A 20225-nucleotide genomic window follows, 5' to 3' on the forward strand; every position below is an offset into this window, starting at 1 on the left:
ATCGCCGATGGTAGTGTGGGGTTTCCCCATGTGAGAGTAGGTCATCGTCAAGATTGAATTCCGAAACCCCTGTCTGCTAACACAGACAGGGGTTTTGTCGTTATGGGCCCCTAAACGCTCAGTGACACCATATCCAAACCAATGGAATGTTCCCGACGAGATGACAAAGCCAGTCCCTGGAATCGGGTGCTGGCTTCATTTTTTGAGGAGTACTTAGAACTGGTAGCTTACCGTGGCGGCGACATTGCGTTCCTCGCCCAGGTAGCAGAAGTTCAGGTTGGCACAGGGGATCACGTAGGACTCATTCGTCAGGTTGTTCGCATTCAAGCTGGACTTGCCCCTACCAAACCGGACACCAACTCCCTGTTAAATTGATGCTGCCGCCAAGCGCCTGAACTCCCTCGGCGAGCGATAGTTCAAGGTGCTGATCATCGGCTTCGAGTACTCGATGTCGATGAAGGTGTAGCTGCCGAGTACTTTAAGGTTGTCGGTCAGCCGCATGTGTGCTTCCAGTTCCAGGCCTTGGGAGCGGACAGCACCAACGGCGCGGTAGAAGTTTCCCTGCGGTAGTTTGGTAGCCAGGTTTTCCTGGTTTCCAGCAGCACAGTACTGGTCTTGGTGGAGATCTGGCCATGCATCGCGTTGGAGCCATCCATGCTGCCCAGTGCGTTACCGAGAGCAAAGCCTTTGATGTCGGTAGTGGGCAATGCCAGCGCTTCGGTTTCGGCGACCGGGCGCAGTACATAGCTGTTGCCATCCTGACTCACGGCCTCCAAACCCGAACCGCTGAGCAAACGACGCAGTGCCTGATCTGCCGAATACTCGCCCTGTACGCCCGGTGACTGAAGGCCCCCGGTTTGCTAAGGCGTCATAGACAAGGTAATGCCCGCCTTACGCGCAAACTGGTTGAGTACATCGCTCAATGGACCCGCGGCAATGTCGTAGCGGTGGCTGCTGACCTCGCTGACCTCGCTGCCCTCGCTGCCCTCTGCCGCTACGCCCAGTGTCGCCAACACGCCGAGAACTCAGTGCAGTAGAAAGCAGCGCAGCGCAGGACGTCTGAATCGGCAGCGAAATGAAGAGGGTGCTTACTGGTGACTAAGCCGGACTTGCCCGCGCAACCCGCCAAAAATAATCCAGGCCTGTCGCTCCAGTGTCACCCACCAGCGAGTGCGATAACGCAGTTGCACCGGCAGGGTTTGCGGCAGGATGGCCAGCAACGTGTCGGTGTTCTCCAAGCGGAAAACACCGGACAGCCGCAAGTCCACAATGTCCGTTGAGCACGTCAGATATCCGTGGCGATAGCGTCCGACTTCATTAAGAAAATCCCCCAACCGCATGTTGCGGGTAACGATCAACCCGTCAACCCAGGCACCAACATCCCTGTTCAGAGGTGTCGCTAACCTCGCCTGGTGGCGATCGACCAGATAGCTCTGCCCTGCCTGCACCTGAGTCGGCATGCCATCGGCGGCAAGCGGCGAATGGATGACGACCCTGCCAGCGGTAACACTAAGTCGCGTGCAATCGCTCTCCTGACGCAGGATAAAACGTGCCCCAACGTCTTCATAAACACCGTGGCGACTTTGCACCCGAAGCGGTCGATCAAACGAAGATCCTTCGTCGATCCCGCCGCACGTCACGATGATCTCGCCGCGAGTCAGTTTGATCAGCCGCTGCTGCGCGTTGTAATCCAGATCCACTGCACTGGCGGTGTTGAGTTCCAGTCGTGTGCCGTCGGGCAATTGGAAACCGCGCCGTTCGCCGGTGGCGGTGGCGAAATCGGCGGTCCACTGTTGCCAGCCCGCATCTTTGCTCAGCCACGCCGCCGACCCTATCAGCAACGCACCCGACAGCAGCTTCAAGGCTTGGCGTCGTCCCAGTCCCTGGGCGCTGTTTTCCAACGTATTGAAGGCCACTTGAGCACCGGGCACAGCCCGCAGGTTACTGCTCAACTCGGCTTGCAGCGACTGCACTCGTTGCCAGGCAAGTTCGTGCTCATGATGTTCGGCCCGCCAGACATCGCATTGCTGACGTAGCCTGGAATTGGTCGAGTTGTTACGCAGACGCAGCAGCCAATGGATGGCTTGTTTGACCACCTGCTGGTGCGGTTCACCGTGCCGACTCAGCGACGAGTTATCCAAAAAGGCTGATCAGACGCTCTGGCACGCCGTTCGGCGGGTATCTGACAGGAATGTCGACCATTTCGTACAAACGCCTAAGTTTTCTCCGGTTTGTGCCGACAGCCTGATGAGACATGCGTGCACCAAAGTAGAGCGGCCCCAGAGCCCTGCCTGCGCTGTTACATGGAATGTTGCAACCCGGAACGCATCCCCACTTTTTGCATAAGAAGTCCCATGAAATGAATCTCAAATTCAGCCATAAAATCCTTCTGGCCGCCTCCGGCGTCGTGGTGCTGGCTTTTGCGTTGTTCACTTTGTACAACGACTATCTGCAGCGAAACACCATCCGTCAAAACCTTGAATCGAGCGTCCAGCAGGCCGGCGATCTGACCGCCAGCAGCGTGCAGAACTGGATGAGCGGCCGCGTGCTGGTGCTGGAAAACCTCGCGCAGAACGTCGCTCATCAAGGCACCAATGCCGACCTCCCAGGGCTGGTCAATCAACCGGCCCTGACCTCGAACTTCCAGTTCACCTACGTGGGTCAGGCCAACGGCGTGTTTACTCAGCGCCCGGACGCGAAGATGCCTGACGGTTACGACCCGCGTCAGCGTCCCTGGTACAAACAGGCCGTGGCTGCCGACAAGACTATGCTGACTCCGCCTTACATGGCCGCCGTCGGTGGCCTGGTGGTGACCATCGCCCTGCCGGTGAAAAAGAACGGCGAGTTGCTCGGTGTGGTCGGTGGTGACCTGAGCCTGGAAACACTGGTGAAGATCATCAACTCGGTGGATTTCGGTGGCATCGGCCACGCATTCCTGGTCAGCGCCGACGGTCAGGTGATCGTCAGCCCGGACAAAGACCAGGTGATGAAAAACCTGAAGGACATCTACCCGAACGCCGGCGTGCGCATCGAGAAGGGCAATCAGGAAGTCACCCTGAACAAGCAGGACCGTATCCTTTCGTTCACGCCGGTCAGTGGTTTGCCCAATGCCGAGTGGTACATCGGTCTGTCGATCGACAAGGACAAGGCCTACGCACCACTCAGCCAGTTCCGTACTTCTGCGCTGATCGCGATGTTCATCGCCGTGACGGCCATTGCCGTGCTGCTGAGCCTGCTGATCAACGTGCTGATGCGTCCGCTGACCACCATGGGTCGTGCGATGCAGGACATCGCTCAAGGCGAAGGCGACTTGACCCGTCGCTTGGCCGTGGAAAGCAAAGACGAGTTCGGTGAGCTGGGCGGTTCGTTCAACCAGTTCGTGGAGCGAATTCACGCGTCGATTTCCGAAGTGTCGTCGGCCACCCGCCAGGTTCACGACCTGTCGCAACGGGTGATGGCTTCGTCCAACGCTTCGATCGTCGGCTCCGACGAACAAAGCGCCCGCACCAACAGCGTGGCCGCGGCGATCAACCAGTTGGGCGCCGCCACCCAGGAAATCGCCCGCAACGCCGCCGATGCTTCCCAGCACGCCAGCGGCGCGAGCGAGCAGGCCGATGATGGTCGTCAGGTGGTGGAGAAAACCATTCTGGCGATGACCGAGTTGTCGCAGAAAATCAGCCTGTCCTGCACGCAAATCGAAACCCTGAATGCCAGCACCGACAACATCGGGCACATTCTGGATGTGATCAAAGGCATCTCCCAGCAGACCAACTTGCTTGCGCTCAACGCGGCCATCGAAGCGGCCCGTGCCGGTGAAGCCGGTCGTGGTTTTGCGGTGGTGGCGGACGAGGTGCGTAACCTCGCTCACCGTACCCAGGAATCGGCGGAAGAGATCCACAAGATGATCACCTCGCTGCAGATCGGTTCTCGCGAAGCGGTGACGACCATGAACGCCAGTCAGGTCTCCAGCGAACAGAGCGTTGAAGTGGCGAACCAGGCAGGCTTGCGATTGGTCAGCGTGACCCAGCGCATCGGCGAAATCGACGGCATGAACCAGTCGGTGGCCGCCGCGACCGAAGAGCAGACGGCGGTCGTGGAAACCCTCAACGTCGACGTTAACCAGATCAACCTGCTGAACCAGCAGAGCGTGGCCAACCTCAATGAAACGTTGAAGGATTGCGATGCGTTGTCCCTGCAGGCAAACCGGTTGAAGCAGTTGGTTGATAGCTTCAAGATCTGATCAAACGATGTAAAAAAGAGCCCGCTGTGGAGTGATCCGCAGCGGGCTTTCTTATGCCTTACGCAAACCGCTTCAGCACATTGTTCATCGCATCATCGGCAAAACCCTGGACGAAATCCTTGAACCCCGGCAACGCCTCGGCACCGCCCTGTGCGGGTTCGGCGATGATGGTCCAAGTCGCCCGCGACTTACCCGCATCCAGCGGTTGGACACTCATCGCCGCCCACAAATTGGCCACGCCCAACGTGTTGTAAATCGTGGTCCACGTCATGTTCAATGCCTGGTCATCCCGCGAGTTAAGTTGCTCGACCACCAAGTTGCCGTCCTTGAAGAATTTCTTGCGCAGGGACGACACGCCTTCGCCGGTCATTTCGATGTGCGACAGCGCCGGAATGAATTGATCGAAGCCGGCAAAGTTACCGACCACTGCCCAGACTTTCTCGGCATCGGCCGGCACTTCCACCGAGGACACCACGTGGCAGCCTTGAGGATTTTTGATCAGGGTATCGGGTTGTAGAGTGCTCATGGTCTTGCTCCATTCTTGGGGTTGGGTTGAATCAGATGAAGTTGATTTCTTTGAGGTAGTCGCAGCCGCGCCGCAGCAGCGCCGGGGATTTTTCCGGGTAATGCGCGCCCATCTGCCGCACGCCCGCCTGGGCGTTGGCGTGGCCGATCATTGAGATGTCGCCGATGTCTTCCTCGAAGCCATTGAGGTAGAAACCAAGCACGCCGAACAAAGCGTTGTCGCTGTCGACCCGACCCAGTTGCTGCTGCCAGTCAGCGATGCTGACCATGGAAAACTCCCGACCGGCCTCACGAAATGACGCGACGTAGCTGTCCCAGCTCAGAGGCTCGGGGTTGTGCAGGTTGAACACCGCTTTTTCGGGTGAATAACGGCTGGCATGGAAGGCGATGAACCGGGCGAGAAAGTCCACCGGCATCAGGTCGAAATTCAGCGCGAACTCCGGCACCTGGCCGAGCTGGATCGAGCCTTTGAGCATCAGCATCAAGCGATTCTTGTGAGGCTGGCAGACACCCGTGAGGCTGTTGAAACTGATGTTGCCGGGGCGATAAAGATTGACCCGTACGCCACGCTCGCGAGCCCGTTCGAGGATCCGCTCACCCACCCATTTGGACAGGTTGTAGCCGTTCTTGATGTAGATCGGTGGCGTCTGCGCGGCAGGCAATTCCAGCACCCGGCCATCGGCGGCAATCGTGCTGGACGCCGAGAGCGTGGAGACAAAATTGAAGATCTTTTTGCTGCGCCCTTCACACAACCGAAGGCACTCGAAAATCGGCTCGACGTTATCCCGCGCCAGCGACTCGTAATCGAGTACGTGATTGACGTTGGCGGCGTTGTGCACCAACGCACCGAACTGCCGATCCAGTCGCTCGTAAACATCCGCTTCGAGCCCCAATGACGGACGCGTAATGTCCGCCGCATAAACCCGCACCCGACTCAGGTCCAGATGCTCCAGGCGGTTTTCTCGCAGCGCATGGGCAAAACGCTCGACCGCCGATTGCCCACCGCCATCGCGCACCAGGCAGGCGACTTCGCTGGCGCCCCAGGCGAGTAATGCTTCGACAATGTGCACGCCGACAAAGCTGTTGGCGCCGGTAACGATCACCTTGTGCACATCGCCCATGCGGTTGACTGGCAACGGCTGGATATCCAGTTCGCGGAAGGCATCGGCCAAGGCCTTTTCGCTCAGCACTTCTTCGGTGCCGGAGCCACGCACCAAGGTCGCCAGCTTGGCGATGGTCGGCAATTCGATGAAGCGGTTGATCGAGATGCTGCGACCGAACGCTTCCCGCAAACGCAAAAGCATGCGCGAGAGCAGGATCGAGTGGCCGCCCAGGTTGAAGAAGCTTTCGTCGGTGGAAATATCGCTGGCCGGCAGCTCCAGCAGCTCGGCCCAGATCTCCAACAACAGCGCCTCATCGGCACTGGCGGGCAAGCTCCGCAGCGTGTTTTCGGAGACATTCACGGGCATCGCCAGCAGCGCCTTGCGGTCGACCTTGCCGTTGCTGGCAAACGGCATGCTCGGCAGTTCGGTCCACGCTGTGGGCTGCATGTAATCCGGCAGAAACTGCATCGAGTGAGCTTTCAGCGCTTCGCGAGCGGTGCCGGGTTGATCCTCCTGAGGCTGGGCGAGGAAGGCCAGAATCCGTCGATGGCTGTCGATGACCACCGCCACCTGGCGGTACAGCTGACTGTCGCGCAGGCAGCGTTCGATCTCTTCCGGCTCGACGCGAAAGCCGCGAATCTTCACCTGGTTGTCGCGCCGTCCGCACAGCTCAATGCCGTCACGAGTCCACTTCGCCATGTCGCCGGTGCGGTAGGCGCGCAGGCTCCGGTCATTCGGCAGGCTCAGGTTCAGATAACGTTCGGCGGTCTGCTGCGGATTGTTCAGGTAACCCAGGCACACACCCGGGCCGACGATGTACAACTCACCGACGGTTTGCTCGGCGACCGGTTGAAAATCCTCATCGAGAATCAGCACCTGACTGTTGGCGATAGGCGCGCCGAGGGTGCGGTTGCTGTCGCCGGGGCGCAGTTGCCGCGCGGTGATCAACACCGTCGCTTCGGTCGGGCCATAGAGGTTGTAGAGGTTGCCCTGACGGGTGAGCTGCTCGATGACGTAGGGTTCGCAGACATCGCCGCCGGTCATCACGTGATCGAGGCATTGCAATTGATCCAGCGGCAGAATGCTCAACAACGCCGGCGGCAAAAAGGCGTGACTCAGATGCTGATGGCGGATCAGCTCGACCAGTTGCAACGGATCGCGGCGCTGATCGTCGTCGGGCACGATCAGCTCGGCGCCCTGGAGCAGGGTCGGGAAGATATCGATCAGCGATGAGTCGAAACTCAACGACGAAAACTGCAGCACCCGACTCTGCTTGGTCAGCTGCACGTAGTCGGCGTACCACGCGGTGAAATGGGCGAGGTTGGTCTGGCTGAGCAACACGCCTTTGGGATGGCCGGTGGTGCCCGAGGTGTAGAGCGCCATGCACGGCGCATCTAGATCGGGTCGTTGGCGCATCAAAGGTTGATCGAGATCCAGGTCATCGATGTCGATGCTACTGATGTCGAGTCCCGGCATTTGCGCAGCGAGCGGATGTTCACCGTCATGCAGCAACAACACGGCCCCGGCGTTTTCCAGAATGTACTGCTGGCGTTGCAGGGGATGGCTCGGCTCCAGCGGCAAATACACCGCGCCGCTGCCGAGAATCGCCAGAATTCCCGCATACAACGCGCTGCATTTTGGCAGGCAGATCCCGACCACCAATGGCCCCTGATGCCGAGCGAGCAACGGCAGCAATCGCTGCTGGATCGCACGGCTGTGGGCGTGCAAATGCTGATAGCTGAGGGACGTGCCGGCAATGTTCAGCGCGGGTCGTTCGGCACACTGGATGAAGCGCTGCTCAAGGCGCTCAATCATCGGGATCTGGCTGAGTTCCAGCAGCGCGGGTGCAGCCGTGATATTGAGCCGATGGAAAAACGCGAGGCTCTCCAAATAAAGCAGGTTTTCCACGTGCTCAAAGTGAGCGGGAACCGCAGAGTCGGTCTGCCGAAAATAGTCGGTATCGCGAGAGTAACGGCTGACCAGCAGCGCCACGTGATTGACCAGTTCCTCCACTGCCCGCAGGCGCAATGCCTGGCCGTTGCCCGAAGGTTCGTCGGTGATCGGCACGCGAGTGAACAGCGTCGAACCGTAGGTGCACAGCAAGTCCAGCGGCGGCAGGCCAGAAACCCCAGGCTCACCGATACCCAGTTGCAGCGTCAGTCGCGGCGCATCGCCGACGTCTTGAACAGGCAGGCTGGCGTCGTCGATCAGCAAATCAGCGTTACCCAACGGCTGCTTGTCGACGGTAGTCAGGCGCACCAGAGAATGACCGTGTTGTTCAAGTTCCAGCGCCAGGTCGGTCAGGGCTTGGCTGTGTCCAATGAGCAGAATGTCGAGACGTCTCATGATGTGCTCCTCGTTAAACCAGGTAATCGCTGAGGGCGTCTTGCACGCACGGCGAATCGAGCAGCGAACTGCTGCGGAAAAACCGCACGATGTTGGCGACCAATGGGTGATGGCGATTGATCGGGAAGGCCAGTCCCGACACTTCGCTCTTGAGTGCGTGGCGCGCGGCATCGCTGATCTTCAAGGACTCGATCAGCCGGAAGTCGAACGACTTCTGAATGTCGTTGGTCAGGTAATGGCCAATGAATATCGGCAGGATGTGCGCGATGCATCGGCGGTCGTCTTCGCTCGCGGTGTGCCAGTAGATGCGCACCAGCCGCGCCCAGAACCCGGAGTGGCGACCTTCGTCGAGCAAGTGGTCGGCCATCAGGCCCTTGATCGACTGCTTGACCGTGTCGTCCTTGGCGAACGCCGCGACATCGCCGGTCACGGTGTTCTCGGCGATGGCCACGCAGATTAATTCCACGGCGCTGCGCAGGTGTTCCGGGGCAAGCGCCACGGCCGCTGGAATGGCTCGGCTCAGTTCGATTTCATCCGGCAGGTCGATGGGCGTGATGCCGGTCATGGCGACGGTCTGTTGCATGAAATCCATCGCCACCAGCGCGTGGTAGTCCTCGTCCACCACCACGGTCATGGCGTCGTAGCGGCAGGCGAACGGGAAGGCCACGGCGAAGCGATTCTTGGCGATGCTGCGGGCAGTCTTGTCGACGATTTCGGTTTCGAAAATCACCACGTCGTTGATGAATTTGTAGAGCGTCTGCACCAGTGCAAAGTCGCGCTGCTCCGGGCATTCGCGCAGGAAGGTTTCGCTCAGCACTAACGGTTGGCGGCTCAACGGGTAGATCAGCTTGTCGTCGTTCTCCAGTACGCGCCGGGGGCGGGTACGGATGGTCGCGCGGCTTTCCCAGGCATCGGCGAAGGATTGGTAGTCGGCGGCATTCATGCGATCACCTCAGCAACAGGTTCGCTCATGCTCAGACGCAGGCCGTCCCACAAGGCGATGCGGCTTTCCACAGCGGCGATGGCGCTGGCATAGACGTCTTCTTCGCGTTGCGGATCGCCATCGACCAGCCGGGCGAGAAGTTTTTCCGCCGCCGGGCCATGGTCTTCGGAGTCGACTTCGATGTGGCGCTCAAGGTAGTAACGAAAGGTCGGCGCTTGATCCAGACCAATGCCCCAATCATCGAGAATTCGTTGGAACATCTGCGGAATCACACTTTCCCGGCCATGCAGGAATACCGCCGCAACGCTATGACCAGGCGCATGCAGCGCGATGTGCAAGGTATGACGCACGAACTGTGCGGCGGCCGGGTCAACGTCCACACTTTGCAGCGCCACGTCATAGCTCACCCCTTCCTTTTGCAGTGTCACGAAGCGCTCGACCGCGACTGTGCTCGCACCGACTTCGCGCATCGCATCCAGGTACAACTCGAAATGGCTGTAGTGACCTTGAGTCGGACGATCATCGGACTCTTCGCCCAGCACGATCTCGTTGATCAAGCGCGCTGCCTGCGGATCTCGCGGTGGCAGCCAGGGCAGCTGAACGCAGGTCAGTTCCTGCTGCAGGCGTTTGGTCAGTGACATGAAATCCCATACTGCAAACACATGGGTTTCCATGAAGCGTTGCAAAACCGCAAGTGAGTTGATTTCGGAAAAGATTGGATGAGCGCTAAGTTCTGCTTTCTTCTGGTTGAGACGGTCTTTAGTCGGTTTCATGGGCGGGCCTATAAGTGAGCTGGAAATACCGTGGGAGCGTTTGATAAATAAGCGATAGTTGGTTGTGAGTTTCTGTTGGCGAGCGGAGGCCTCAAGAGAGTTGATATAGTGAGTTGCAATAAGTCGTTAAGTGACGGCCCGGCCCCAGTGTTCAGGGCGGCGGAGAAAAACTAATACAGTAATAAAGTGTCGGGCAAGTTATTTTTTCACTATTTTAAAGTTTAACTTTCTTGCGCGCGACAAGTTCCAATAAGACTTTTAGTTTGAGTTTTATTTGGGTGTGGTTACTCCTTCCGGCTTATATAAGTCAGAATTCAAATGAAGAGTGAATGCCTCACTCGAAGCAACTTTCTAACTGAATCGTTGAAGTAAATTGAGGGGGCGGAAGTTGACTGGGATCAACGCCGGTTCTTCCTTTCCCGTGGCAAGACTCCTTCCGTAGGTTCTTGGTGCGGGGCCTGCTCCGCTCGCGCGATGCGTCGCCCGTTCATTATTCGTTGACCGGCCAAGAGTGAGCGTAATTCACAGCAGCCGCTATCACCGACGCGTCATCTACGCGGGGTAAATATTGATCTTCAGAGGGGGCAATCGAGGGCAGGGCTTTGGAGAGGGGCGCAGCGCAGTCGCGACAAGCGAAAACGAGCAGTTCGATCTGCTCGCTCAGGCTTGCCGTCGTTTTTTACCGGGAGGTTTTTTTGTTCAGTGCTTCAGGGCTGTTGAGGTAGCGTGTGATGACCTCGACGCCCCGGTTGAGGTGATGCTCGAGCAGCTTCACCGAGCGTTCGACGTCTCGGTCTTCTACGGCCTGCAAAAGCGCCCGGTGATCTTCCTGGGACAGTTTGCCCAGGCCCATGGCTTCCAGGTTGAAGCGCAGGAAGCGCTCCTCTTCGTTCAATCCGTCTTCCACCAGCCTCAACAGCCGCCCGTTCGGCGCCTTGCTGTACAGCGACATGTGGAAGAGCCGGTTGAACCGGCCGATCTCGGTGTAATTGTGTTCCGTTTCCAGGTCGTCGATATGACGGGCAGCCTGTTCGAAGTCTTCCTTCTCAAGCAACGGAATCGACAGGCGCAGCGCTTCGGATTCCAGCAGGATCCGCAGTGCATAGGTTTCCACGGCATCGCCCTGAACCAGCGGTGCAACCACAGCACCTTTATGGGCGATTACGTTAAGCAGCGCCTGGGCTTCGAGCTGGCGCAACGCTTCGCGCACCGGCATGCGGCTGACACCGAAAAGATCGGCCAAATCTTGCTGACGCAGGGCTGTGCCGCAGGGAATGCGACCGTCGAGAATGGCCGAACGCAGGGTTTCTTCGATCACCGAGCGTGCCAGATGAGCCGGAATCGGCCCGTTGACCTTGATGCTGTTAAGAGGATTGGGCTTCTGTGTCACAACTACGCACCCTGTTTGACTGAAAAAATTTGGATCCAAGAAGACACTAGTGACTGCCTGACAGGTTGTCAAACGCACACAAGGTCACAGCCTGACGTGGCCACGGTGTTTTTAATGACACCTGCCATACAAAGTCTAGCGCGCCACCGGTGATCTCACCGTGCCATTGTCTTTTACCGGGCTAACCTGCACCATCAAACGCTTTCCCACCTGCCTGACCTGGATGCCTCGCATTGGCGGTATGTTTCGCGATCCCTCGGACTTTGCGCTGGCTGTGCTGCGCGTTGCTGCTGGCCGGCGTTATGCTGGGCGGGCTGCATGCCGATTGGGATTTTTCGCTGATCAGCCGTCGCGCGCAGGCATTGTACGGGCCATTGGGCGAAGGGCAGCAACGCATTGATGCCTGGCAGTACTTATTGGCTACGCAAAAGCAGGTCAACGAGCTCGAACAGCTTAAAGTGGTCAACCAATTCTTCAACAAGCAGATGCGCTATGAGGAAGACATCGACCTGTGGCACGAGGTCGATTATTGGGAAACGCCCATCGAGGCCCTGTGGAAGGGCGCCGGCGATTGCGAAGATTACGCGATCGCCAAGTATTTCAGCCTGCGCCATCTCGGCGTTTCCAGTGACAAGCTGCGCATTACGTACGTCAAGGCTTTGCGCCTGAATCGGGCGCACATGGTGTTGACCTACTACTCAAGCGCTGAGGCCATGCCGCTGGTACTCGACAGCTTGATCGACGCGATCAAACCGGCCAGCCAACGAACCGATTTGCTGCCGGTCTACTCTTTTAATGCGGAAGGGTTGTGGTTGCCGGGCGCCAAGGGCAACAAGAAAGTCGGTGATACCAAGCGCCTGTCTCGTTGGCAGGATGTGCTGAAAAAAATGCAGGCCGAAGGTTTCCCGGTCGAGACGACTAACTAGGAGCACGCGCTCAGATGTCTTTGTTCAAACAGCTGTTGATCGCTATCTGTCTGTTCCTGGTGATTGCCTTCACCGGCAGCTTCATGGTCAGCCTGGAAAGCTCGCGCACCCAGTACGTCAACCAGTTGCGCTCCCACGCCCAGGACGCCGCGACCGCATTGGCACTGTCCCTGACGCCGAACATCGACGACCCGGCAATGGTCGAGTTGCTGGTCAGTTCAATCTTCGACAGCGGTTATTACGCGAGCATCCGTGTGGTCGATCTCAAGACCGATCAGACCATCGTCGAGCGCAGCGGTATCCCTGCGATGAACAATGTGCCGGACTGGTTCGTCAAACTGATCGGCCTGGAACCGGCCGGTGGCGACGCGATTGTCAGTCGTGGCTGGGAGCAGGCGGCGCGGGTCGAGGTGGTCAGCCATCCGATGTTCGCGTTGGCCAAACTCTGGCAGAGCGCGCTGGGCAGTCTTGGCTGGTTGCTGATCTGCGGTGCGGTGAGTGCGGTGCTGGGCGCGCTGTTGTTGCGCCGGCAACTGAAGCCGCTGGATTACATGGTTAAGCAATCCCACGCCATTGCTCGCCGCGAGTTCCTCAGCCTGCCGGAACTGCCGCGCACACCCGAACTGCGCCGCGTGGTGCAGGCCATGAATCAGATGGTCGAGAAGCTCAAGGCGTTGTTTCAGGAGCAGGCCGTGCGTAGTGAAAAACTGCGGGTCGAATCCTATCAAGACAACCTGACCGGCCTGGCCAACCGTCGCTATTTCGAAATGCAGTTGAACGCCCGGGTGAGCAATCCGGAGCAGGCGAGTTCCGGTTATCTGCTGTTGTTGCGGGTCAAGGACCTGGCCGGGTTGAACCAGCGGTTGGGCGGTCAACGCACCGACCAGCTGTTGATTGCGGTAGGTGAGCAGCTGTCCCGCGAGTGTGCCAAGTACCCGGAAACCCTGAACCTCGTGACGCGGATTCGCGGCGGTGAGTTCGCCGTGCTGGCGCCGGGGCTGGTGCGCGAAGAAGCGCTGCAACTGGCGCAGAACCTCGACAGTGCGCTGGCGAGTCTGCACGCGACGGGCGCCACCGATGTCGCCTCGGTGGCCTCGATCGGGCTGGCGCCGTTTGTTTATGGTGACTTGCCGCAAGCCGTGCTTGGGCTGGGCGATCAGGCGTTGGCTCAGGCGGAAAGCCAGGGTGAACCGAGCTGGGCGTGCCTCGATCACAGCGCCTCGGCCAGCGTCGGTGATGACCATCATGCCTGGCACAACTTGCTGGATCAGGCGTTGGATCAGAAGCGTTTCGAACTGTATTTCCAACCGGTCGTGGCCGCCCAGGACACGCAGTTGGTGCTGCATTACAAGGTGCTGTCGCGTCTGATCGACGACGAGGGCAAGACCATCCCCGCCGGGCGCTTCCTGCCGTGGCTCGAGCGCTTTGGCTGGACCGCGCGGTTGGACCGGCTGATGTTGGAGCTGGTGCTTGAGCAGATGGCCAACCATGAAGAGTCGCTGGCACTGAACCTGTCTTCAGCGACGTTGGCCGACCCGCAGGCGTTGAGTAAAGCCTTTGAAATCCTGCGTCAGCATTCGAATCTGGGGGAGCGATTGACCCTGGAAATCGGCGAGGAGCAGCTGCCGGATCAAGCCATGCTGGAAGAACTGACGCGACGTCTGCACGAACTCGGGTTCTCCCTGAGCCTGCAACGCTTTGGCGGGCGTTTCAGCATGATCGGCAACTTGGCGCGGCTTGGGTTGGCGTATTTGAAGATTGATGGCAGTTACATTCGGGCGATTGATCAGGAAGGTGACAAGCGATTGTTTATTGAGGCGATTCAGCGGGCGGCGCATAGCATTGATCTGCCGTTGATTGCCGAGCGGGTCGAGACAGAAGGGGAGTTGATGGTGATTCGTGAGATGGGGTTGTATGGGGTTCAGGGGCAGTTGTTTGGTGAGCCGAAGCCTTGGCGCTAACCCACTGATCATTCCCACGCTTTGAGTGGGAATGCAGCCCGTAACGCTCTGCGTCACAACAGTGTCAGGCGCAACATCAGCGGTGAGGCCGGAACGCGGAGCGTCCCTTGAGGCATTCCTTTGCGGCGCGTGGGAACGATCAGCGTCAGAAAGTCTGATTGCCTAGATCAACCCCGTCTCGTCATCGTCGATCAAATGGCTCAACCCACCCAACGCTTCACGGGCATGTGACCGGTCCATCAGCTTGGCCTGGGCGGCGGCCGGCAGGTCGGTGACGCGGATCACGCCTTTACTGGTTAACACTTGAATCAAGTCGTCGAGTACCCGGATCATTTCCAGGTCGCTCTGCTTGAGCTGTTTGAGGCTGGTTTCCACTACCTCGTTGGCGTACCAGTCCTGGATTTCATGGTGGTCGGCCGGCAGCGTTTCCGTGGCCTCGGCGTAGGCCGCAGCTTCCACGCGCACTAACTGACCTTGCGCATCGCGTTGCACGTAGAACATTGAGCATCCCTCGGAAATGGACCAGCGTCATGCTGTCAGCAGCATAGGCCAACTGGACGCGAGTATGCGGTGCGGCGACGAAATCGTCACCGGGTTGATGGGCGCAAAACTGACGGCCGCCCCATAAAGGCGGCCGTTTTTCGTTGGATCAGCTGTTGTTGTGATCGATCTTGATGGTTGGGTCACTGCCGGCAATCAACGAGTGAATGTTGGCGGTGGACCAGTTGTTGCCTTCCAGTTTGATCGTCACATCCGGTGCCGCGGCTGCGGCGTCGGCGCCGTTGAACTTGCCGGCGGAGCTGACTTGCAGGGACGAAACGCCGTCCACGGTGGTGATCTTCAGGAAGTTGTCGATGGTGCTGCCGGTTTCGCCCTGCAGCAGATCGCGCAAGTCGATACGATCACCTTCACTGGCCTTGAAGTCCTTGATCACGTCGCTGCCGGTGTCGCCAGCCTTCCAGACGAAGGTGTCGGCGCCCGAACCACCAATCAGAATATCGTTGCCCTGGCCGCCCATCAGCGAGTCGTTACCCGAACCACCGAGCAGGATGTCATTGCCCTTGCCGGCGTCGAGGAGGTCGTTGCCACCCTGGCCGAAGAGAATGTCATTGCCGGCACCGCCCAGCAGCGAGTCATTACCGTCATGCGCCCCCGACATATCGAACGCGGTGTAGTGCTCGGTGATGAACTGGTGCACGTTGCTGGTGGTGACTTTGCTGACATCTACGCCGGTTTGCTGGGCGACGAACGCTTGCAGGGCCTGATAACCCTCGCCGGCGACGCCGTTGAAGCTCACCAGGTCGCCGAACAGGATGTCGTTGCCGTCGCCACCATTGACCGTGTCGGCGCCAGGCATCGTCGCTTCGGTGTGCCCGATGATCGAGTTGGCCAGGTCTTTCGGGTCGATGTTGGTTTGCGGTGTTTTATCCGAGTCGTACGGCTTCAGATCGGCAAGGGTGACGTCTTTATTTATGCCGATGGCTTCTACCGTCGAGACCTTGCTCAGCAGCGCGAAGCTGTCGGTGGAGTTGTCGATGGCGCTGGAGCCGGTGCTGCTGCCGTTGCCACCGCGGGACGAGAACTCATACGTACCATCGCCTTGGGCGTGCAGTGTGCCGAAATCTTTATTTGACCAGCCGTCGCCGGACTTGGTCCAGACTGTGACGTTGCCCGAAGCGGTGATATCGATCTGGTGGTTGCTGTCCGGGTACAGGCTGATCGCTTTGCCCAACTGGTAGTTGCTGGTGGTGATTACGCTGTCGAGTTTGGCGCCGTTATACAGATTCGGGTTGGTCGATTCATCACTCTGGTAGTAAGTCGGTTTGCCGTCGGTGATGAAGTACGTGAGGTTCGTCGCGCCCTTGTTGGCAACGGCATCGGCGCTCTGGAACCAGTTGGCCGTGGTTTTGAACACGTCCTCGTAGTTGGTACCGCCGCCGGAAGCCATCGAATCCAGTACCGCTTTGAGCAGGATCAGGGCATTCGGATCGTTCAGGTTGACCGACACCGACTTGTTGACCTGGTTATCAAAGTCCGCCAGGAAGATGTTCACCGTTCCCGAATTGCCGCCCATGCTCTGTTTGAGGGTGTTGAACACCGAGGTCAGCGAGTCCTTGGCTGAGCTGACCGACGACGGGCTCATACTGCCCGAGCTGTCGACCATGAACGCAATGTTGTAGTTGGTGCCCGGCACCACGGTCAGCCCGCCGATGTCGGCGACCATGATGTCGTTGCCGTCAGTGCCGCTGATGGTGTCGTCAGCCGCCGTGGCGGTGACGGCGTTGTAGACCGCCGGGTAAACCGTGACCGGGATCGTCGCGGTGCTTTGCGCCGAACCACCAAGCGATTCGGTGGAGGTCGAGGTTACGGTCAGGTTGAACTGGCCGTTGTAGTACGGCGGCGGAGTGACGGTGAGGGAGCCGAGGTTCCAGCCCGTGACGTTGGCTTCGCCGGATGTCGCGCTGGCGGTGAAAGTGTGGCCGGCGCCATCAGTGAGCACCGAACCTGCCGGAATACCGCTGATCTTCACGCTCAGGCTTTCGGAGCCGTCGATATCCGTCAGGGCCGTCTTGATGGCAGACAGGTGAACGCTGGTGCCTTCCGCGGCTTCATTGAGTTTGTAGCCTTCGTAGTAGCCTTCGCCGCTGGTGCCGTGCAAATCGGACACCGTCACGCCGGAAGCGGCAAGGTCCGCCACGCCGGTGTACAGCGGCACGCCGGCGCTGCTCAGGTCGACCGCGGCACTGCCGTTGACCGACAGGTTGACGTCATAGCTACCCGGGCCGTTCTGGTTGTGGTGGTAGATGTCCAGGGTGTAGTAACCGCTGGTGGTCGGGATAAACGAACCGTTCAGCTTGCCGCCCGCGCCCCACGTGATGGCCGCGACGTTCTTGCCGCCGATGGTCACCAACAGGCTGTCATCGCCGGTGCCGCTGAAGGTGTAAGTCTTGCCAGCTTCGAGGTAGATCAGGCCGGAGGTTTTCGACGCCGTGCCAGCCGCGACGCTGCCGTCGGACTGCACGTTGGTCACCGTACCACTGGAGTTCGGTTTACCCGCGCCGTCGATGACGCTTTTCAGCGTGCCCGAAGACGCGCCGCTGCCATCGGTGCCGAGGCCTGACAGGCCGGTCCAGACTTCTTTGATCAGCCCGGTGGATTTGACGCTGTTGTCCGCAACGTTGAGGGAAGGCGCGTCGGCCACTGGCGTGATGTCGATTTTGATCGTGCCGGTGTTGCCCAGCAGCGAGCCGTCGGTTGGCTGGAATTGGATCTGTGCGTAGTCCGCCAGTTTGTTACCCAGGCCGGCGTTGTAGCCGTTGCTGCCGGACTCGTTGGTATCCGGCAGGAAGCGCAACTTGCCAGCGTCGATGTCAGCCTTGGTGAACGTCTGGTTGTTCGCTACATCGGTCCAGGTCTTGCCGTCAGTGGCCAGGAACTGCAATTTGCCTTCGCCCGGCAGTTGAGTGATTTTCACGCCCAGGTTGGCGGCGGCGCTGTCGACATCGCTGACGCCGAAGGTCGACCAGCCGAGAATCAGCGGGGTGTCTTCGGTTCCGGTGACGTTAACCGGTGCGGCAGTCGGTGCATCGTTCACGCCGACTACGTTGACGGTGGTGGTCGCGGTGTTGGAGTAGTTGCTGCCATCCGTCACGGACACGGTGATGATCCGCGGCACGCTGCTCGGGTTTTCACTACTGTTGGTGAAGCTGATGTTCTTGATCTGCTGCATGTAGTCGGCAAGTGTCGCGCTACCGGACAGGGTCAGCGTGACCGTGCCATTCGTGCTGTTGGCATTGATGGTGATGCCGTTGACGCTGTTGCCCAGGTTCAGCGCATCGCCCTCCTGACGGTTGGTCAGCACGATCGTCGCGCCGGTCAGCAGCGTGCTGTCCGGGTCGGTGATTGTCAGGTCGGTGTCGCCGATCGATACGCCTTGGCCGGTGGTGCCTTCGGTGAACGTCACGTTGTAGTTGGCACCGGTGGCGCCGCTGGAGTTGTTGGCATCCAGGTCGAGCACCGGCGGCGCATCGTTGTCGATGATCGAGGTGCTGACGCTGCCGTTGGAACCGCTGATTGCCAGGTTTTCGAAGTTGCCTCCGGTGGCCGAATCGATCTTGACCACGAAGTTTTCAGTGCGTTCGGTGATCCTGTCGTCCAGGGTCGCGACGTTGAAGTTCGCGCTGCTCGCGCCGGCCGGAATCTTCACGGTGTACACGCCGGCGAAGTCCGAACCGTCGGCGGCGGTGCCGCTGTAGACGATTTTCAGGGTGACTTCGGTCTGCGCCGGGTTAGTCAGGTTGACGGTGTAGCTGGCGGTCTGACCTTCGGTCACCGAGGTGCTGCCGGTGATGCTGACTTCGGTCTTGTCGACGGTGTCGGTGAGGTTGGTCACGACTGCCGTTTTGTTAGGGACCAGGTTCTCGAAGTTGCCGCCGGTCGCGGTGCTGATGCTCGCCTGAACAGAGCCAGCGTCTTTGTAAGCATCGTCCTTCGGCGCATCGACGGTCGCGGTGCCGGTGGTTTTGCCGGCGTCGATGGTGATCACGGCGCCGTTGCTCAACGTCACGGTCACGGGTGTGCCGGCGGCGTTGGTCAGGGTGGCGGTGTAGATGATCGAACCACCTTCGGCGACCGAGTTGGTGGCGCTCAGAGTCAGGTTGGTCGTGTCAGCGGTGTCAGTCACAGTGGTGCTGACCGGGGTTTTGTCAGCGACCAGGTTTTCGTAGTTACCGCCGCTGACGTTGGTGATCGAGTTGGTCAGCGGAGTGTGGCCGGTCAACGCGTCGTTGGGTGCGAGGGTGGTCACGGTGCCAGTGGTTTTGCCGACTTCGATGGTGATGTTTTGACCATTGGCCAACGTCACGGTGACCGGCGCGCCAGTCACAGGCTGGCCGACCGTCGCGGTGTAGGTGACGGTGCCACCTTCAGCTGCAGTAACGGTGGCGGTCAGTTTGACTGTCGAGGTGTCGATGGTATCGGTGACATTGGTGACCGCAGGCGTGCTGCTGGTGACCAGGTTCTCGAAGGTACCGCCGGTGGCTTTAGTGATTGTCGCCTGCACGGTGCCGGCGTCTTTGTAGACGTCATCGGCAGGAGCCGCGACAGTCACGGTGCCGGTGGTTTTGCCGGCGTCGATGGTGATTACCGAGCCGTTGCTCAGCGTGACGGTCACAGGAGTGCCAGCGGCGTTGGTCAGGGTCGCGGTGTAGGTGATCTGGCCACCCTCGGCGACCGAGTTGGTTGCACTCAGCGACAGATTGGTAGTGTCGACGGTGTCAGTGACAGTAGTCGAAACCGGCGTCTTGTCGGCGGCCAGGTTCTCATAGTTACCGCCCGTGACGTTGGTAATCGAGTTGGTCAACGGAGCGTGACCAGTCAACGCATCGTTCGGCGCAACAGTGGTCACGGTGCCGGTGGTTTTGCCGATATCAATGGTGATGTTTTGACCATTGGCCAAAGTCACGGTAACCGGGCTGCCAGTCACTGGCTGGCCAACAGTCGCGGTGTAGGTGACGGTGCCACCTTCAGCGGTTGTGCCGGTTGCGGTCAGTTTGACGGTCGAGGTGTCGATGGTATCAGTGACGTTGGTGACCGCTGGAACCTTGCTCGGCACCAAGCTCTCGAAGTTGCCACCGGTTGCAGTGGAAATGGTTACTTCGACTTTACCTGCGTCTTTGTAGACGTCATCGGCAGGAGCCGCGACAGTCACGGTGCCGGTGGTTTTGCCGGCGTCGATGGTGATTACCGAGCCGTTGCTCAGCGTGACGGTCACAGGAGTGCCGGCAGCGTTGGTCAGAGTCGCGGTGTAAGTGATCTGGCCGCCTTCGTCCACGGCGCCGGTCGCGGTCAACGAAAGGTTGGTGGTGTCGGTTGTATCGGTGACAGTGGTCGAAACCGGTGTTTTGTCGGCGACGAGGTTCTCGAAGTTGCCACCGCTGGCGTTCTTGATGGTCGCTTCAACTTTGCCGGCGTCTTTGTAGACGTCATCGGCAGGTGCCTTGACGGTGACGGAGCCGC

The 20225-nt window shown here is 59.3% G+C and carries 11 protein-coding genes and 2 pseudogenes; 3 read left to right on the forward strand and 10 right to left on the reverse strand.

All coding sequences use genetic code 11. From position 1 onward, the window contains the following. Positions 1-366 precede the first annotated feature (366 nt). From QK293_RS26615 to QK293_RS26625, 3 genes and pseudogenes are all read right to left on the reverse strand, one after another. Positions 367-501 (reverse strand): hypothetical protein, encoded by a 135-nt coding sequence (locus QK293_RS26615; RefSeq protein WP_282383122.1) that lies wholly within the window; start codon positions 499-501, stop codon positions 367-369. Between the two features lie 80 nt (positions 502-581). Then, positions 582-1129 (reverse strand): annotated as a pseudogene (locus tag QK293_RS26620) (STN domain-containing protein); the annotation flags it as partial. Further along, positions 1089-2141 carry a FecR family protein gene (locus QK293_RS26625; RefSeq protein ID WP_282383124.1) on the reverse strand — a complete coding sequence of 351 codons (1053 nt, stop codon included), beginning with the start codon at positions 2139-2141 and terminating at the stop codon, positions 1089-1091. The pseudogene QK293_RS26620 and the gene QK293_RS26625, both read right to left, overlap by 41 nt. 218 nt (positions 2142-2359) lie before the next feature. Here QK293_RS26625 and QK293_RS26630 point away from each other — a divergent pair, with 218 nt between their 5' ends. Beyond that, on the forward strand, positions 2360-4240 hold the full coding sequence (locus QK293_RS26630; protein WP_282383126.1) for a methyl-accepting chemotaxis protein: 1881 nt from the start codon (positions 2360-2362) through the stop codon (positions 4238-4240). A 58-nt stretch (positions 4241-4298) separates the two neighbouring features. On the opposite strand, the gene QK293_RS26635 is transcribed toward QK293_RS26630, so the two are convergent. From QK293_RS26635 to QK293_RS26655, 5 genes are all read right to left on the reverse strand, one after another. Beyond that, on the reverse strand, positions 4299-4766 hold the full coding sequence (locus QK293_RS26635; protein ID WP_282383128.1) for an SRPBCC family protein: 468 nt from the start codon (positions 4764-4766) through the stop codon (positions 4299-4301). A 31-nt stretch (positions 4767-4797) separates the two neighbouring features. Then, positions 4798-8214 carry a non-ribosomal peptide synthetase gene (locus tag QK293_RS26640; RefSeq protein ID WP_282383130.1) on the reverse strand — a complete coding sequence of 1139 codons (3417 nt, stop codon included), beginning with the start codon at positions 8212-8214 and terminating at the stop codon, positions 4798-4800. Positions 8215-8227: 13 nt separating this feature from the next. Continuing rightward, on the reverse strand, positions 8228-9157 hold the full coding sequence (locus tag QK293_RS26645) for a diiron oxygenase (protein ID WP_282383133.1): 930 nt from the start codon (positions 9155-9157) through the stop codon (positions 8228-8230). Next, positions 9154-9930 carry a DUF3050 domain-containing protein gene (locus tag QK293_RS26650; RefSeq protein WP_282383135.1) on the reverse strand — a complete coding sequence of 259 codons (777 nt, stop codon included), beginning with the start codon at positions 9928-9930 and terminating at the stop codon, positions 9154-9156. The genes QK293_RS26645 and QK293_RS26650 overlap by 4 nt, the downstream gene beginning before the upstream one ends. 679 nt (positions 9931-10609) lie before the next feature. After that, complete coding sequence (locus tag QK293_RS26655; protein ID WP_282383138.1) at positions 10610-11320, reverse strand: GntR family transcriptional regulator; 711 nt, start codon at positions 11318-11320, stop codon at positions 10610-10612. Between the two features lie 233 nt (positions 11321-11553). Here QK293_RS26655 and lapG point away from each other — a divergent pair, with 233 nt between their 5' ends. Further along, positions 11554-12246, forward strand: a complete 693-nt coding sequence (lapG, locus tag QK293_RS26660) for a cysteine protease LapG (RefSeq protein ID WP_282383141.1) — start codon at positions 11554-11556, stop codon at positions 12244-12246. A gap of 14 nt (positions 12247-12260) precedes the next feature. Beyond that, positions 12261-14207, forward strand: coding sequence for a cyclic di-GMP receptor LapD (gene lapD, locus QK293_RS26665; protein WP_282383142.1), 1947 nt, complete (start codon positions 12261-12263; stop codon positions 14205-14207). Positions 14208-14369: 162 nt separating this feature from the next. On the opposite strand, the gene QK293_RS26670 is transcribed toward lapD, so the two are convergent. Further along, the gene (locus QK293_RS26670) at positions 14370-14708 is read right to left on the reverse strand and encodes a tryptophan synthase subunit beta (protein WP_282383144.1); all 339 of its coding nucleotides are present in this window, start codon (positions 14706-14708) and stop codon (positions 14370-14372) included. Between the two features lie 148 nt (positions 14709-14856). Beyond that, a pseudogene (locus tag QK293_RS26675) lies at positions 14857-20225 on the reverse strand (LapA family giant adhesin); the annotation flags it as partial.

This window comes from Pseudomonas sp. AL03, assembly GCF_029960815.1.
Taxonomy (GTDB): Bacteria; Pseudomonadota; Gammaproteobacteria; order Pseudomonadales; family Pseudomonadaceae; genus Aquipseudomonas.

What these genes read in the sequence shown, in the direction of transcription:
- QK293_RS26615 (WP_282383122.1), bottom strand. Translation starts at nt 501, where the DNA reads ATGCGGCTGACCGACAACCTTAAAGTACTCGGCAGCTACACCTTCATC.
- QK293_RS26630 (WP_282383126.1), top strand. Translation starts at nt 2,360, where the DNA reads ATGAATCTCAAATTCAGCCATAAAATCCTTCTGGCCGCCTCCGGCGTC.
- QK293_RS26635 (WP_282383128.1), bottom strand. Translation starts at nt 4,766, where the DNA reads ATGAGCACTCTACAACCCGATACCCTGATCAAAAATCCTCAAGGCTGC.
- QK293_RS26640 (WP_282383130.1), bottom strand. Translation starts at nt 8,214, where the DNA reads ATGAGACGTCTCGACATTCTGCTCATTGGACACAGCCAAGCCCTGACC.
- QK293_RS26645 (WP_282383133.1), bottom strand. Translation starts at nt 9,157, where the DNA reads ATGAATGCCGCCGACTACCAATCCTTCGCCGATGCCTGGGAAAGCCGC.
- QK293_RS26650 (WP_282383135.1), bottom strand. Translation starts at nt 9,930, where the DNA reads ATGAAACCGACTAAAGACCGTCTCAACCAGAAGAAAGCAGAACTTAGC.
- lapD (WP_282383142.1), top strand. Translation starts at nt 12,261, where the DNA reads ATGTCTTTGTTCAAACAGCTGTTGATCGCTATCTGTCTGTTCCTGGTG.
- QK293_RS26670 (WP_282383144.1), bottom strand. Translation starts at nt 14,708, where the DNA reads ATGTTCTACGTGCAACGCGATGCGCAAGGTCAGTTAGTGCGCGTGGAA.